13 protein-coding genes and 1 tRNA gene are annotated in these 14,900 nt (G+C 75.2%); 7 read left to right on the top strand and 7 right to left on the bottom strand.

Features of this window, described 5'->3' with window-relative positions:
- Nucleotides 1-278: 278 nt before the first annotated feature.
- The 3 genes from ABGB06_RS12610 to ABGB06_RS12600 form a co-directional block, all read right to left on the bottom strand.
- Nucleotides 279-1,085 (bottom strand): HlyD family efflux transporter periplasmic adaptor subunit, encoded by an 807-nt coding sequence (locus ABGB06_RS12610; protein ID WP_347588442.1) that lies wholly within the window; start codon nt 1,083-1,085, stop codon nt 279-281.
- 187 nt (nt 1,086-1,272) lie between these two features.
- Entirely contained in the window at nt 1,273-1,515 is a 243-nt protein-coding gene (locus ABGB06_RS12605) for a hypothetical protein (protein WP_347588440.1), read from the bottom strand.
- A gap of 277 nt (nt 1,516-1,792) precedes the next feature.
- Entirely contained in the window at nt 1,793-2,290 is a 498-nt protein-coding gene (locus ABGB06_RS12600; protein WP_347588439.1) for an ATP-binding protein, read from the bottom strand.
- A 317-nt stretch (nt 2,291-2,607) separates the two neighbouring features.
- Between ABGB06_RS12600 and ABGB06_RS12595 the strand changes: the two genes are divergently transcribed.
- Both ABGB06_RS12595 and ABGB06_RS12590 read left to right on the top strand, forming a co-directional pair.
- Nucleotides 2,608-3,237, top strand: a complete 630-nt coding sequence (locus tag ABGB06_RS12595; RefSeq protein WP_347588437.1) for a hypothetical protein — start codon at nt 2,608-2,610, stop codon at nt 3,235-3,237.
- Between the two features lie 41 nt (nt 3,238-3,278).
- Entirely contained in the window at nt 3,279-4,223 is a 945-nt protein-coding gene (locus tag ABGB06_RS12590) for a YihY/virulence factor BrkB family protein (RefSeq protein ID WP_347588435.1), read from the top strand.
- Here the strand turns inward: ABGB06_RS12590 and ABGB06_RS12585 are convergent.
- Complete coding sequence (locus ABGB06_RS12585; protein WP_347588433.1) at nt 4,190-4,708, bottom strand: GNAT family protein; 519 nt, start codon at nt 4,706-4,708, stop codon at nt 4,190-4,192. The genes ABGB06_RS12590 and ABGB06_RS12585 overlap by 34 nt on opposite strands.
- A 77-nt stretch (nt 4,709-4,785) precedes the next feature.
- Between ABGB06_RS12585 and ABGB06_RS12580 the strand changes: the two genes are divergently transcribed.
- Nucleotides 4,786-5,256 carry an SRPBCC family protein gene (locus tag ABGB06_RS12580; protein WP_347588431.1) on the top strand — a complete coding sequence of 157 codons (471 nt, stop codon included), beginning with the start codon at nt 4,786-4,788 and terminating at the stop codon, nt 5,254-5,256.
- 239 nt (nt 5,257-5,495) lie between these two features.
- Nucleotides 5,496-6,764, top strand: a complete 1,269-nt coding sequence (locus tag ABGB06_RS12575; protein ID WP_347589142.1) for a serine hydrolase domain-containing protein — start codon at nt 5,496-5,498, stop codon at nt 6,762-6,764.
- Nucleotides 6,765-6,989: 225 nt separating this feature from the next.
- Here the strand turns inward: ABGB06_RS12575 and ABGB06_RS12570 are convergent.
- The 3 genes from ABGB06_RS12570 to ABGB06_RS12560 form a co-directional block, all read right to left on the bottom strand.
- Nucleotides 6,990-7,062 (bottom strand) — tRNA-Glu (locus ABGB06_RS12570).
- A 120-nt stretch (nt 7,063-7,182) separates the two neighbouring features.
- Nucleotides 7,183-7,533, bottom strand: a complete 351-nt coding sequence (locus ABGB06_RS12565; RefSeq protein WP_347588429.1) for a metallopeptidase family protein — start codon at nt 7,531-7,533, stop codon at nt 7,183-7,185.
- Nucleotides 7,534-7,575: 42 nt separating this feature from the next.
- A complete protein-coding gene (locus ABGB06_RS12560; protein ID WP_347588427.1) occupies nt 7,576-8,517 on the bottom strand; it encodes an NAD(P)-binding domain-containing protein in 942 nt (313 codons plus the stop codon).
- A 162-nt stretch (nt 8,518-8,679) separates the two neighbouring features.
- On the opposite strand from ABGB06_RS12560, the gene ABGB06_RS12555 reads away from it, so the two are divergent.
- From ABGB06_RS12555 to ABGB06_RS12545, 3 genes are all read left to right on the top strand, one after another.
- Nucleotides 8,680-12,105 carry a BTAD domain-containing putative transcriptional regulator gene (locus ABGB06_RS12555; RefSeq protein WP_347588425.1) on the top strand — a complete coding sequence of 1,142 codons (3,426 nt, stop codon included), beginning with the start codon at nt 8,680-8,682 and terminating at the stop codon, nt 12,103-12,105.
- A 182-nt stretch (nt 12,106-12,287) separates the two neighbouring features.
- A complete protein-coding gene (locus ABGB06_RS12550; RefSeq protein WP_347588423.1) occupies nt 12,288-12,866 on the top strand; it encodes a hypothetical protein in 579 nt (192 codons plus the stop codon).
- A 204-nt stretch (nt 12,867-13,070) separates the two neighbouring features.
- Complete coding sequence (locus ABGB06_RS12545) at nt 13,071-14,855, top strand: DEAD/DEAH box helicase (protein WP_347588421.1); 1,785 nt, start codon at nt 13,071-13,073, stop codon at nt 14,853-14,855.
- Nucleotides 14,856-14,900 lie beyond the last annotated feature (45 nt).

Genomic DNA, 14,900 nt, shown 5'->3' with positions numbered 1-14,900 from the left:
CGACCCCTGAACCGACCCCCGGCCCGGAGCCTGCGCATTGCCGCCGACCAGCGTCTGGCCCTGTGCCCGGGCCTGCGCTCGGCCGTCGGCCTGGTTGTGGCCCTGTGCCTGTGCCTGCGCCTGCGCCTGCGCTCGGCCGTCGGCCTGGTTGTGGTTCTGGCCGTGTGCCTGGGCCCGGGCCTGTGCCTGCGCTCGGCCGTCGGCCTGGTTCTGGTCGTGTGGGCGCGCCTGTGCCCGGCCGTCGGTCCAGGTCTGGCCCTGGTCCTGGGCGGGCCCGGTCACGGGAGGAGCCAGTCGACGGGGCGTTGGGTGGACAGCTCCACGGAGCCGGAGACCAGCGTTCGGGAGGCGATCGGGTAGGGCGGGCCGTCCGTCGAGGACCACAGGTAGCCGGACTCGGTGTCGGCGGACCGTTCCAGCCGCACCACCACCGCGACGGGGTTGCCCTGCTGGGCGAACTGCGCGGCCAGTTGCGCGTCCCCGAGGAAGCCGCCGAGCTGCGCCTGGGTCTGCGGCGCGCGGCCGACCGACTCGACCCGGCCGCGCAGCACGCCGAACTGCTCCTGCGGCACGGACTGGACGGTCACGTTCACCGACGCGCCCTCGCGGACCGTGGATCCGCTCGCCGCCGGCAGGTAGAGCATCGCGACCAGCGGTTCGTCCGGATCGTCGACGTGCTCCAGGGTCGCCACGTCGGAGCCGGCCGTGACCACCGTGCCGGCCCGGGCGACGAGCGCCGTGACCCGCCCCCCGGCCACGGCCTCGACGTCCTGCTCGCCCGCCTCGGTGCGCACGGTCATCAACGGGGCGCCGGGGGGGAGCAGTTCGCCCTCGTCGGCGAGCAGCCTGGTGACCTGCCCGGCGACCGGGCTCTGCAGCACGTAGCTGCCCTCGACCTGGGTGAGGATGCCCGGCGCGGTGAGTGTGGAGGACACCGAGCCGGTGAACGCCCAGAAGCTCGCGGCGGCCATGACCAGGATCGTGACGGCCAGCACGAGCCGGCCCTGTGGGCGGGCGAAGCGCACGGGCAGGTCGAGTTCTTCCGGCGACTGGAGCTTGGCCAGCGCCTTGGTACGGAACTGCACGAGCTGGTCCCTCACCGGGGGCCGGCCGCCCGGCGGGCGCTCATGAACCCCGGAACTGGGGAGCATCCGGGGTTCATGGGGCACCTCACCGGCGCGACCGCGCACCCGTCAGATGTGGATGCCGCGGGATGTCGGGCCCGTGGGCGGAAATGTGCTCAGGTAGTGCTCAGCTGAGGGTCGGTGCTGATCACAGACCGGCCAGGCCGGTCACCCCGTCGAGGGTGACGTTGACGCCGGTCAGGCCGGCCACCTGGCTGGTCGCCTGGCCGGCCAGGCCCTGCACGTAGCCAACCGTCTCAAGCGAGTTGACGGCGTTGGTCAGGTCGGTGGTCACGGCACCGACCAGGCCCGTGGCGGCGGCGGCGACACCACCGGCAACGGCGTCCAGCTCGGAGTCGGCGATCTCGCGGGTCTCAAGGTCGTTACGCAAGGCGAGGGTCCCTTCACATGTGGTCGGCGTACTTCTCATCCCAGTGGCCCGAAGAGCGGGTCGCCTGGCGCCGGGATACAAACACGCGAACGTGGGCCGTGGCCAGCGTCGTTGAGCCTGGCCAGCGCACTCGGCGGCGCTGCGGTGACCGGCGTGCAGCTTCTTTTCCCAACTAGCGCCAACTTTTTCGCGTAATCAGGCAACGGCCCCGACCATCACACCGCCACTACGGGGGATCAAACGGTCAGAATGTGGACCATGAGCGTCATGTCCGCCATCAACCCGATCGAGAAGAGAAACGCTCCGGTTGCGCGGAAGAAGTGAAGGTTTCTCGCCGAACGTCCTTCACCCGCCCGAATCGGTCCTCGTTCGAGCCCTCGGCGGCGGCGCCGACCGCGCCCACGGGGACGACCGCCCGGACCGTCTTCCCGCCCTCCGGCGTGGCCCGCACGCTGACCGAACGGGCCAGCTGGTCCACGAGCTCCAGGCCGAACCCGCCGGCGGCGGCCGGTCTGCGGGTCTGCCGGCGCGGCCGACGCGGGCTGGCATCGCCGACCAGGATCTCCACGCCGTCCGGCGGCACCACGCGCAGCCGGAACTCGGTCACCCCGCCCGCGTGCCGGACGGCGTTGGTCACCAGCTCCGACACGACCAACGCCACCATCTCGGCGGTCTCCCGTGTGGCCGGCGGCGTCATCACCGACAGGAAGCCCCGCGTGATCTCCCGCGCCCGCCCGGCGCTGAGGGGGTAGCGCGACCCGATGCGGTCCTTCATCCCCGTTCACTCCCCACCCGCTCCGACACCTTGTACGTTGAGGAGCACCCGAGTGCCCGCCGCCTGGTGCCCGAAACGGCCGGTGCGGCGCGGTGGTGACGGTGCGTGTGGAGGGCGACCGGGTCAACGGCCGGGCGGCGGTGCCGTTCCGCCCGTTTCCGCTGGTGGTGGCCGCCCGCGGCGGACCGCCTCGGGCGCGCGTGGGATCCGGGTGAACCTCACGGGACGTCACCTAGCGTGGTTATGTCCGGCGGAGTTGGGTAACGGAACCATAACGCCAGCCTCGTGAGAGGGAGCCACCGCGGGAAGGACACGCCATGTCCACCGGGACAGCGATCATTCTCAGTGCCGTCGTCATCGCCATCGTGGCGCTCGCCTGCGCCCCCACCGTGTTGCAGAGCAGCCGCGCGCTGCGGCGCCGGTTCGGCCCCGAGTTCTCCCGGGTCGTCGAACGGCACGGCGGAGATGTGAAGGCGGCTCGCAAGGAGTTGAGCGAGCGCCTGTACCGCTACGGCGACCTCCAGCCCCGGCCGCTGGAGCCGGCCGCGCGCGAGCGGTACCGGAGGCAGTGGGCCGAGATCCAGGTGCGGTGGCTGACCGCCCCCGCCGAGGCCGTGGTCGCGGCCGAGGAGCTGGTCGGCCGGCTCGCGGCGGACCGCGGCTATCCGAGCGGCGACGCGGAGCAGACGAGCGACGCCCTGTCCGTGCGGCACGCCCGGCAGGTCGGCGGCTTCCGCCGGCTGTGCGCGGCGGCGCGGCGGGTGCGTTCGCGGGACGCGAGGACGGTCGAGCTGAGCGGGGTGCTGTCCGGCGCCGAGGGCATCTTCGAGCAGCTGGTGAGCGAGCGGCCGTACGGCCCTGGCCGCCGCGGCGGCGCGGGCCCTGACCAGGGCACCTCGCCCAGGCTGCCCCGCCAGCGGGCGCGGCACTTCCCCAGCCGCGCGTGACGCGCCCCTGAGCACACCCCGGGACGGGAAGGGCTCACACCATGTCGCGGCTGCTGTCGAACGGACGCCCCACGCCGGCGCGCCCGCGGCCCCCCGCGAGCCGCGGGCGGCGCTGGGCGCGCTACCGGAACGCGCTGCGCAGGACCCCGGCCACCATGTGGCGTGACGACGTCGCCGACTCGGCGGCGGCGCTGACCTACTACGCCATCCTCACCGTGCTGCCCACCCTCTTCGTGACCATCACCCTCCTCGGGCTCGCCGACCCCGCGGACACCGAGGAGTTGATCCGCTACGTCGCCGGGCTCGCCCCGGCCGAGTCGGGCTCCGCCCTGAACCAGGCGCTGCACGACGTCAGCCGGGAGGGCTCCGCAGCCTGGGTGTTGACCGTCGTGGGCGCGGCCAGCGCCGTCTGGTCCGCGTGCAGCTATCTGGCGGTCTTCCGCCGCGCCCTGTACGCGATGCACCGGGCCACCGACACCCGTTCCGCGCGGCGTCGGGCGCCGGTGCTGGTGGCGACCGCGCTGCTGCTGTTGACCCTGCTGGTCTCCGCCGCGGTGGCGCTGGTCGTCACCGACCCGCTGGCCCGCACGCTCGGCCGCGGCGTCGGCCTGGGGGAGCCCGCGGCCGTGGCCTGGAGCGTGCTGCGCTGGCCGTTCCTGGCCTGCCTGGCCACGCTGCTGGTGGCGCTGCTCTTCCACTCGGGACCGCCCCAGTCACGCAGCAAGGCCAGGGCCACGGCCGGCGGCGTCCTCGCGGGCGGGCTGTGGCTGCTGTCCTCCGCCGGTTTCACGCTGTACGCGTCGTACGCCGAGGGCACCTACAGCCGGCTGTACGGATCGCTCGCCGGCGTCGTCGTCTTCCTCGTCTGGCTGTGGTTCAGCAACCTCGCGCTGCTCTTCGGCGCCCAGTTCAACGCCCTGCTGAGCCGCACCCCGACCGACCCGGTGGCGGGTCAGGCGGGCGTGTCGGTGCGCAGCAGGCCGTAGACCACGCCGTCCCGCCACGCGCCGTCCCGCCAGGCGCAGCCCCGCAGCACGCCCTCCTGGCGGACCCCGGCCTTCTCCAGGGCCCGTCGCTCGGCGACGTTCTCCACCTCGGTGTCCGCCTCGATCCGGTGGACCGTGGTGTGCGCGAACAGGTAGCGCGTCAGCAGCCGGTGCGCCTCGGTGCCGTACCCGTGGCCGCGCGCCCGCGGCAACATCGCTATCCCCATGGACCAGCAGTAGGACGCCGGCGTCGTCTGCCGGCGGTTCCAGGTCACGAAGCCGAGCTGCTCGCCCCCGCGGACCACCATCAGCGCCCCGCCGTCCTGGCCGAGCAGCCCGTTCTCCGCCCACCTGCGCCGCCACCGACCCGGATCGAACCACCCGAACCGCGCGAACTCGCCGGCCGTCTCCGGATCCTGGGTCAGCGCTTCCAACACGGTCAGATCATCCTCGGCCACCGGCCGGAGGCTCAGCTCCTCAGTCACACCGACGATCATGCCGCAGGAGTCTGACGCCCGGCCGTCCCGGCCCGGCGGAACCGCGCGGGTCCTAGGATCGGGCCATGAGCAGGACCGACCGCGCCAGCAGGGTGATCGCCGCGTCCCCGACGACCGTCTACGCCGCCCTCCTGGACCGGGAGTCCCTGGAGGCGTGGCTGCCGCCGGACGGCATGCGGGGACGGGTCGAGCGGTGGGATCCCCGGCCCGGTGGCGGGTTCCGGATGGCCCTCACCTACCTCGACGCCGCCGACAGCCCCGGCAAGACGTCCGACGCGACGGACGTCGTCGACGTCTCGTTCGCCGCCCTGGTGCCACGGGAACGCGTGGTGCAGCGAGCGGTGTTCGAGGCCGACGACCCGTCGTTCGCGGGCACCATGACGATGACCTGGGACCTCGCCGCCGTCGGTGACGGGACCGAGGTGACCGTCACCGCCACGGACGTGCCACCCGGCATCGACCAGGCGGACCACGAGGCCGGCATCGCCTCCTCACTGGCCAACCTGGCGTCGCACGTCGAGACGACGGCGAACTGACCCGGGTTCGACGAGCCCCGCCCCGGCACCCAGCGGGGCCACCAACGGGGGTCCCTGAGACGGAACCCCGGACTTCCGGGTCCCGTGTATCGCGGGCGTATCGAGAAGCACATACGTCACCGCAACGGTCCTCGATCTTCGATGGCGTCAAAGGACCACGCAGGGGGTGATCGGCCGCCGACAGCGGTCGCTGACCGACACGCGGTGGTCGGGTTGTCGATCAGGAGAGGACCGTGACCATGGACTCGGGTTCGGTACGGGGCGGCATCGACCGGCGGCGGCTGCTCCGGCGGGGCGGACTAACGGCGGCCGGCATGATGGCGACTGGCGCGGTGGCCGCCGGCGTGGTGGCGACCGGCACACCGCTGGTGGGCGCCCGAACCGGCCACGCCGCTCCCGCCCTCAGCGACGCCGACATCCCGCCGGACGCCCTGCCCGGCGGCGCCTACGACCAGTACATAGAGCGGCTGGCCGCCGAGGACAGGTTCTCCGGCGTGGTGCTGTTGGCGCACCAGGGTCGGACGGTGCTGTCCCGCAGCTACGGGATGGCCGACGAGGAGCGGGGAATCGAGAACCACGAGGGCGTCGCGTTCAACCTCGCCTCGGCGAGTCAGCCGTTCCTCGCGGTCGCCGTCCTGCAACTGCTGCAGCGGGGCGAGCTGACGCTGTCGGACACGGTGGGCACCCACCTCGACGGCATCGCCACGGACATCGCCGAACAGGTGACCATCCATCACCTGCTCACCAGCACCTCCGGGATCGACGCCCCGATGCCGGACTGGCAACGCGTCTTCACCAGCAAGGAGGAGGTGCACGAGCACAACCTGCAGTGGGCCCGGCAGGCAACGCTGGTGGGCGTCCCCGGCGCGGGGGCCGACGCCCACCTCCCCGGCGGCGGCGCCGGCCTCGCCATGGCCGCGCAGATCGTCGAGACCGTGACCGGCCTGACCTTCTGGGACTACGTGCACGAGCACATCCTCGGGCGGTCCGGCATGACCGGCTCGGCGTACTTCACCAGGACGCAGTGGCTCGAGGACGAGCACATCGCGCACCCGTACATGCTCCAGTCCGACGGCAGCCGGGTGGACGCCGTCCGCAACCTGGACAAGGGCAGCCTGGGGCAGGCGCCCGACAGGAACCCGGGCCGCAGCTTCATCGGCTACTCCTCGGGCGAGGGCTTCGCCACCGCACCTGACCTGGTCCGCTTCGGGCAGGCGCTGCTCGACGGCACGGTGCTGGGAGGGCCCTACGCCGACCTGCTCACCGGGGCCAAGGCGCCCGGCGGCACGCCCACGTCGTTCGCGACGTACGCGGGTCCGCTCCACCTCGTCAACGGCAGCCAGTGGGTGTTCGGGCGCGGCGGGGGCGGGGGCGGCATCGCCGCCAACTGGAACATCTACCTGGACACCGGCTGGGTCGGCGTCGTCCTCAGCAACTACGACGGCATCCCGATCCAGGAGATCCTGCAGCAGGAGCGGCAGGCCCTCACCGGCGAAGACCAGCGCTGACGCGCGGCCACCGCCGAACATCGCCGGGCCACACCGGCGCCGTTCAGACCTCCGGCAACTTCCGCGCCTCCGATCCCCTCGGTTCCCCTCAGCGGACGTGCCGAGCGGGGCGCGCGGCCGCGGCCACCCTCGCCCGCCGGCGACCGCCAGCCCAGCGGACCCGGCAGCGCGAACACCAACGGGGCCCCCACAGACGGGGCCCCGTGTTGTCGCTGGTCAGAGAAGTACCCCCGACGGGATTCGAACCCGCGCTACCGCCTTGAAAGGGCGGCGTCCTGGGCCACTAGACGACGGGGGCTGGAGAGGCCGCCTGGGCACCTGGGAGATGCCGTCGGAGACGCCAGAAGCATAGGGGATCTCGCGACTGATCAGCAAAACGGTATCCCCGCCCGGCGCCGGGCCACGCCGCGGCCGTGGCTCAGGCCCAGCCCAGGTCGTGGAGCCGGGCGTCGTCGATGCCGAAGTGGTGCGCCACCTCGTGCACCACGGTGGTGGCGGCCTCCTCCACGACCTCCTCGCGCGTCTCGCACAGCCGCAGCGTGGGGCCCATGTAGATGGTGATGCGGTCGGGCAGCGCCCCGGCGTACCACTCGCCGCGTTCCGTCAGCGGCGTGCCCTCGTACAGCCCGAGCAGCTCGGGATCCTCCGGCGGCGGCTCGTCCTCGACGAAGATGGCGACGTTGTCCATCAGCCGTGTCAGCTCGGGCGGGATCCGGTCCAGCCCCTCGCTGACCAGTTCCTCGAACTCCTCGCGCGTCATCTTCAGCACCCGTCCATTCTCCCGCGCCCGCCGGCGAACGGCGGGCCCGGGTCACCGTCCCCCAGCCTTCGGCCGGGGGTGCCCCCAGGCGGGCGCGCGGCCGTGGGACGGCAGGGATTCGACGGTTCGGGCCAGGCTGGCCGCGCCGTGGCCGGCGTCGACCTCCCGCCGGAAGAGCTCCTGCAACGGCGCCAGCAGCGCGTCGCCGATCCCGCGGGCGCGGCTGGCGGTGAGGATCGCGCCGAGGCCCCACGCGTTGATGTCGAGGGTGGACGTCTCCGTGGTGTAGTCGCCCGCGTCGATCTCGGCCGCGAACCCGGGCAGCGCCGCGGCCGCCTCCGTCAGCCACCGCGTCATGTGCCGGGTGATGTCCGCGGCGCTGATGCCCTCCGTGCCGGCCAGCGCCACGCCGTGGAAGAACCCGGCGAACATCCCGTACATCCCGCTGAGCACCGCCATGTCGTGCACCGACGCCAGGGCCGGGTCCGCGCCGGTGAAGGTGCCGCCGCCGAGCACCGCGTCCAGCGTGTCGCGGTGGGCCTCGAACACGGCCCGCGACCCGCTGTAGAGCACGAACGCCTCGGGCGTGCCGATCGTCTGCGGGACGGCGTAGACCGCGCCCGCGAGGTAGTCCGCGCCGTGCCCGGCCGCCCAGTCCGCCAGCTCCCGCACCGGCTCCGGCGTGCCCGAGGTGATGTTGACCACCGCCCGACCGGCGAGTGCGCCGGCGCCCTGGGCCAGTACCGCGCGGGCGGCGTCCTGGTCCAGCAGGCAGACGATCACCAGCTCGCCGGCCTCCAGCGCCTCGCCGACCGTGTCCGCGCGCCGCGCACCCCGGGCGACCAGGTCGTCGGCCCGGCCGGCCGTGCGGTTCCACACGGTGGTGGGGTGGCCGCGCTCGACGAGCGCCGCGGCCAGCGCCCGGCCCAGGTTGCCCAGGCCGATGACGCTGACCGGGGTGCGGGGCGGCGTGCTCTCGGGTGCGCTGTTCATCTGCTTCCTCCGTGCGAACGATGCGAACGACTGGCCCCAGGGTGGGTGCCCGCCCTTGCGGTCCACTGCCGGTCCACTGTGGGTTCGCCGCCGGTTCGCCGTGCTCCGCCGCGGTTCGCCGCGGCTCGCCGTGCTCCGCCGCGCCCGACCTATCGTTGCGGTGTGCGATTCGGAGTGCTGGGCCCGCTGGCGGTGTGGGCGGCCAACGGCGCTCCCGTGCGCGTTCCGGAGCGCAAGGTCCGCGCGGTGCTCGCGCGGCTGCTGGTCCGCCCAGGACATCCGGTGTCCGCCGACCGGCTGGCCGACCAGCTGTGGGGCACCCGACCGCCCAGGAACCCCGCCGGCGCCCTCCAGGGCAAGATCGCGCACCTGCGCCGCGCCCTGGACGAGGCCGAGCCCGGCGGCCGGCGGCTGGTGGTCTCCGGACCCGCCGGGTACCGGCTGGACGTCCCGCCCGGGGACGTGGACGCCGGCCGGTTCGCCGAGCTCGCCGCCCGGGCCGGGGCCACCGCGGACCCGGCGCGGCGCGCCGGCCTGCTCGTCGAGGCCCTGGACCTGTGGCGCGGCCCGGCCTTCGCGGACCACGCCGACGAACCGTTCGCCCGCGCGGCGATCGACCGGCTCACCGAGGACCGGCTCGGCGCGCTGGAGCAGCTCGCCGAGGCCCGCCTGGCGCTCGGCGAACACGCGCTGGTGCTCGGCGAGCTCGCCGACCTGGTGGCCCGGCACCCGCTGCGCGAACGCCTCCGCGCCGCCCAGCTGCGCGCCCTGTACCGCGCGGGCCGGCAGGGCGAGGCGCTGGCCGGATACGAGGCGTTCCGCCGCCGGCTGGCCGACGAACTCGGCCTGGACCCGGGCCCCGAGCTGACCGCCCTGCACCAGGCGATCCTCCGCCAGGACCCCGCGCTGAACCCCGCGCCGGATCGTGCCCCGTACTGCGCGCCGGACTCCGCGCCGGTCGCCCGGCCGCGGACCAACCTGCCCGCGCCGCTCACCGATCTGGTCGGCAGGTCCGGCGCCGTCGCCGACCTGCGCGGCCTGCTGCGCACCGCCCGCCTGGTGACGCTCACCGGCCCCGGCGGGGTCGGCAAGTCCCGGCTGGCGGTGGAGACGGCACGCGGCCTGCTCGACGCGTACCCCGAGGGCGCCTGGCTGGTCGAACTGGCCGGGCTCGCCGCCGACGCGCCCGCCGAGGAGGTGGTGTGCGCGCTGGCCGAGTCCGTCCTGCAGGCCCTGGCCGTCCGGCCGGACGCCGCACCCGCCTCCGGCATCGACTGGCTGGCCGCCGCGCTGCGCGGCCGGCGTCCGCTGCTGCTCGTGCTGGACAACTGCGAGCACGTCGTCGAGCCGGTGGCCGGGTTCGCCGAGGCGCTGCTGCGGGCCGTGCCCGACCTGCGGATCCTGGCCACCAGCCGGGAGCCGCTGGGCCTCGGCGGCGAGACCGTGTGGCGGGTCCCGCCGCTGGCGCCCGCCGACGCCACCCGGCTCTTCCTGTCCCGGGCCGGCCGCCCGCCGGACGCGGAGCTCGACCCGGCCGACGCCGAGGCCGTGGCGGCGATCTGCCGGCGGCTCGACGGTCTGCCGGTCGCCCTGGAGCTGGCCGCCTCGCGGGTCAGGACGCTCGGCCTGCACGGCCTGCACGCCCGCCTGGACGACCGGTTCTCCGTGCTGACCAGCGGCTACCGGGACGCGCCGCCCCGGCAGCGCACCCTGCGCGCGGTGCTCGACTGGAGCTGGGAACTGCTGACCGCCGGCGAACGCACGGTGCTGCGCCGGCTGGCCGTGCAGGTGGACGGCTGCACCCTGGAGGCGGCGGAGCAGCTGTGCGCCGGGGGCGGAGTGCGGCCGGCGGAGGTCCTGGACGCGCTGGCCCGGCTCGTCGACCGGTCCCTGGTGGTGCTCGACGACCGGCCGGGCGACCCGCGCTACCGGCTGCTGGAGTCCGTCCGCGAGTACTGCGCCGAACGGCTGCGGGAGGCCGGAGAGTTCCACGAGGCGGAGCGCCGGCACGTCCACTACTACGCCGAACTCGCCGAAGAGGCGGAACCGTTGCTTCGCGGGCCGGAACAACGGCGCTGGCTGGCCCGGCTCGACGCGGAGAGCGGCAACCTGCGCCGGGCGATCGACCTGGCCGCCACCCGGGGCGCCGCCGAGGCGGCGCTGCGCCTGGTCAACGCCCTGACCTGGTACTGGGTCCTTCGCGGCCGCCTGAGCGAGGCCCACAGAGCCCTCACCCGAACCACGACCTTGCCGGCGCCCGCCGGCGCGGCCACGGTCGCAGCCGAGCCGAGGCCCGCCGTCGCGGCGCCGGCCGCCACGAGCTCCACCGCCCCGGTCGTGGGCGACCCGACGCCGGCCGCCGTGGCCGCTGATCTGACCGTCGTGGCGCCAGCCGACCGGGCAACCGCCGACCCGGCCTCGGCGAATCCGGTCCCCGCCGCCGCGGACCGGGCGGACCGGGCGGCTCGGGTGCCCGGCGCGGCGGTCGTGCCGGGCTCGGGTCCGGCCTCGGTTGCGGCCGGCAGGGCCGCTGCCTGGCGGGCCGGGGTCGTGTTGTTGGTGTCCCGGGAGGAGAGTGCAGATCCGCGGCCCGTGCTGGACGGGTTGGCCGCCGCCGGTGACCGGGCGGGGCTGGCCGTCGCGCGGTGGTTTCTGGCGTTCGCCCAGCTGGGGACGGCCGCCGTGGCCGGCGGGGAGCGCCTGAGCCGGCAGGCCGTCGCGGACTTCCGGGAACTCGGCGACCGCTGGGGCGAGGCCGCGGCGCTCAGCGTGCTGGCCCGGCACGCCCTGGCGCGCGGCGCGCTGGCGGCGGCCCGGGACCACGGGGAGCGCGCGGACCGTGTCTTCCGCGCGCTCGGCGACCGCTGGGGGCAGGCGCACACGGTCTTCCCGCTGGCCACCCTCGCCGAGATCGCCGGCGACTACCCGCGGGCCGCGGCCCTCCACCGGACCGGGCTCGGCATGGCCGAGGAACTGGGCCTGTGGGCCGAGGTCGTCAACCGGCTGTGCGGTCTCGGCCGGATCGCGCTGCTGACCGGGGACCACGCCGGGGCCGACGCCCTGCACGGCCGGGCGCTGGCGCTGGCCACCGAGCAGAACCTCCGGCGGGGCCAGGCCAGCGCGGAACTCGGCCTCGCCCTCGGGGCCCGCCGCGCGGGCGACCTCGACGCGGCGGAGTCCCGGCTGCGGCGCCTGCTGGACTGGTTCCGGGCCACCGACTACGGACCCGGGCTGGGCGTGGTCCTCGCCGAGCTCGGCTTCGTGGCGGAGCTGCGCGGCGATCCGGAGACCGCGCGGTCCCGGCACGCGGAGGGACTCGCCCAGGCCCGGCTGCTGGGCGACCCGCGGGCCGTGGCCCTGGCCTGGGAGGGCCTGGCCGGCGCGGCGGCCGGGGCCGGGCGGCACCGCCGGGCCGCCACGCTGCTCGGCGCCGCCGCGGCGGCCCGCGAGTCCGCGCGGGCCCCGTTGCCCGCGGCGGAACGCGCCGACGTGGACCGGATCGCCGCCGCCGCGCGCGCCGCGCTGGGGGAGGAGGCGTTCGCCGCCGCGTTCGCCCACGGAGCCACGCTCGACGAGCCGGACGCGTAGAGCCGGACGCGCGGGTCGGACGTCGGCCGGACGTGGCGCGGGCGTCCGGCCCGCCCGGACCCGCGCAAACGTGCCCCCGTGCGGGGCGTGTCCTCCGCCGGGCACGGGAGTTGAGCAGCGGACAGGCCGAGCCCCACCGTCCGTTGCCCAGCCGCCGTCCCCGCCCTCGGAGGTAGTCCGCCGTGCGCCGATCCGCCCGCCGTCTCGTTCCCGCCGCCGCCGTGTCCCTCATCGCCGTCGCCGTGGGGGCGCTCGCGGGGTGCGTGAGCGCCGGCTCGGACGACGCGCACCAGAACGATCCCGCCGAGATGGGGAACGCGTCGCCCGATCCGGGACACTCCGTCGAGGTGAGCGTCGAACCGCGTGGCGAGCGCTCGGACCGGCCGGAGGCGGACGGCGGGGGAGCCGCCGCCGGCGCGACCGACGGCCCCGGGCCGACCACGGCGGCCAGCACGTCGGGCGACGCGGATCCGGGGTCCACCACCGAGCGGGACCCGTCGGCGGACGACCAGGGGAACGCGGGGTCCGACGCCCCCGACTCCCGCGACCCGGCGCGCACGCCGACGCCCACCACCACCCACGCGCCGGAGCCCACGAAGAAGCCCGCGCCCTCCTCGGATCCGACGCCCTCCCCCGAGCCGAGCGACGAGCCCAGCCCCACGTCCGAGGAGCCGGACCCGACCCCCACGCCGACGCCGACCGGCGGCGACGGTGACACCCAGGGAAACGGGGGTGGCGGAGGCGGCGACGGGGGGAACTGATGCACGAGGGGTGAATCCCGTTTGCATGGCAGACGGCGCCCTGCGTATGCTTGTAGATCGTTTGATCCCACTTGCCCGGCGCCCCACATAGCGCGCCGTGTGGCGCGTTCCTCGTTAAGCCGTGGCTGACCGCATCTAGGCGGTCATGAGCACCTACGGAGCAAAGGCGCGTGCCGACCCGACTCCGGAAGGTTCTCATCTCGCATGTCCGTCACCACGCCTGAAGCCGTCCTACCCCTGGACGAGCCGACGGTCACCTTCGCCGACCTCGGCCTGCCGCAGCAGATCGTGCGGAAGCTCGCCGAGAACGGTGTCACCACCCCGTTCCCCATCCAGGCCGCCACCATCCCCGACGCCATGGCCGGGCGCGACGTCCTCGGCCGGGGCCGCACCGGCTCCGGCAAGACCCTCAGCTTCGGTCTGCCGGTGCTGACCCGGCTGGCCGGCGAGCGCACCCGCCCAGGACACCCGCGGGCCGTCATCCTGACGCCCACCCGCGAGCTGGCCATGCAGGTCTCCGCCGCCCTGGAGCCGTACGGCGAGCTGCTCGGCCTGCGGATGAAGGTCGTCTGCGGCGGCACCTCCATGGGCAACCAGATCTACGCCCTGGAGCGCGGCGTCGACATCCTGGTCGCCACCCCGGGCCGGCTGCGCGACGTGATCAAGCGCGGCGCGTGCTCGCTGGACGACGTCCAGGTCGCCGTGCTCGACGAGGCCGACCAGATGGCCGACCTCGGCTTCCTGCCCGAGGTCACCGAGCTGCTCGACATGGTGCCGCCGGGCGGACAGCGGATGCTGTTCTCCGCCACCCTGGAGCGCGAGATCGACACCCTGGTCAAGCGCTACCTCGTCGACCCGGTCAGCCACCAGGTCGACGCCGCCCAGGGCGCGGTCGCGACCATGAGCCACCACGTACTGGTGGTCAAGCCGCAGGACAAGGCGCCGCTCACCGCCGCCATCGCGGGGCGCGACGGCCGCACCATCGTCTTCGTCCGCACCCAGCTCGGCGCGGACCGGGTCGCGGAGCAGCTGCGGGACGCCGGCGTGCGCGCCGACGCGCTGCACGGCGGCATGACGCAGGGCGCCCGCACCCGCACCCTCGCCGACTTCAAGGACGGCCGGATCGGGGTGCTGGTGGCCACCGACGTCGCCGCCCGCGGCATCCACGTCGAGGGCATCGACGTCGTGCTGAACGTCGACCCGGCCGGCGACCACAAGGACTACCTGCACCGTTCCGGGCGCACGGCGCGGGCCGGGCGCTCCGGCACCGTCGTCTCGCTGGCCCTGCCGCACCAGCGGCGCACCATCTTCCGGCTGATGGAGGACGCCGGCGTGGACGCCGCCCGGCACGTCATCGGCCGGGGTGACCTGTTCCACGACGACCTCGCCGACATCATCGGCGCCCGGTCGCTGAGCGAGGTCCAGGCCGAGTCCTCGTCGCGTTCCGCCCGGCACGCCGAACGCGAGGTCGCGCGGCTCTCCCGGGAGCTGGAGCGGGCCAGGGAGCGCGCCACCGAGCTGCGCGGCGACGCCGAGCGGCTCATCGGGCGCGCCGCCAGGGAGCGCGGCGACGACCCGGCCGAGGCGATCGCCCGCGCCGCCGCCGAGGCGGCGGCCGAGGCCGAGCGCGAGGCCGCCCGTGAGGCGGAGCGTGAGGCCCGCGAGGCCGCCCGTGCCGCGGCCGCCGCGGCCCGCGCCGAACAGCGCGGCCGCCGGGACGACCGGGACCGGGAGCGCGGCGACCGTCGCCCGTTCCACAACAACCGCAGGGACGGCGGCTTCCGCCGGGACGACCGGGACCGGGACCGAGGCCGCCGGGACGACCGTCGCGGCGGCTTCCGCCGCGACGACCGCGACCGCGACCGGGACCGTGATCGGGACCGCGACCGCCGCCCGTTCGGCCACAACCGCAGCGACGGCGGCTTCCGCCGCGACGACCACCGCGACGAGCACCGCCGCACCGACAAACCCCGCTGGAAGCGGAGCTGACCCCCACGCCGCCGGCGGGCCCCGGGCCCCCCCGCGGCACCCCGG

The sequence above is a fragment of the Streptomyces sp. B6B3 genome (assembly GCF_039871525.1).
Lineage (GTDB): Bacteria > Actinomycetota > Actinomycetes > Streptomycetales > Streptomycetaceae > Streptomyces.
Note: the sequence above shows the minus strand (reverse complement) of the source record. Positions and strands in the feature narration are given on the sequence as shown.

What these genes read in the sequence shown, in the direction of transcription:
- ABGB06_RS12600 (WP_347588439.1), bottom strand. Translation starts at nt 2,290, where the DNA reads ATGAAGGACCGCATCGGGTCGCGCTACCCCCTCAGCGCCGGGCGGGCG.
- ABGB06_RS12595 (WP_347588437.1), top strand. Translation starts at nt 2,608, where the DNA reads ATGTCCACCGGGACAGCGATCATTCTCAGTGCCGTCGTCATCGCCATC.
- ABGB06_RS12590 (WP_347588435.1), top strand. Translation starts at nt 3,279, where the DNA reads ATGTCGCGGCTGCTGTCGAACGGACGCCCCACGCCGGCGCGCCCGCGG.
- ABGB06_RS12580 (WP_347588431.1), top strand. Translation starts at nt 4,786, where the DNA reads ATGAGCAGGACCGACCGCGCCAGCAGGGTGATCGCCGCGTCCCCGACG.
- ABGB06_RS12575 (WP_347589142.1), top strand. Translation starts at nt 5,496, where the DNA reads ATGGACTCGGGTTCGGTACGGGGCGGCATCGACCGGCGGCGGCTGCTC.
- ABGB06_RS12560 (WP_347588427.1), bottom strand. Translation starts at nt 8,517, where the DNA reads ATGAACAGCGCACCCGAGAGCACGCCGCCCCGCACCCCGGTCAGCGTC.
- ABGB06_RS12545 (WP_347588421.1), top strand. Translation starts at nt 13,071, where the DNA reads ATGTCCGTCACCACGCCTGAAGCCGTCCTACCCCTGGACGAGCCGACG.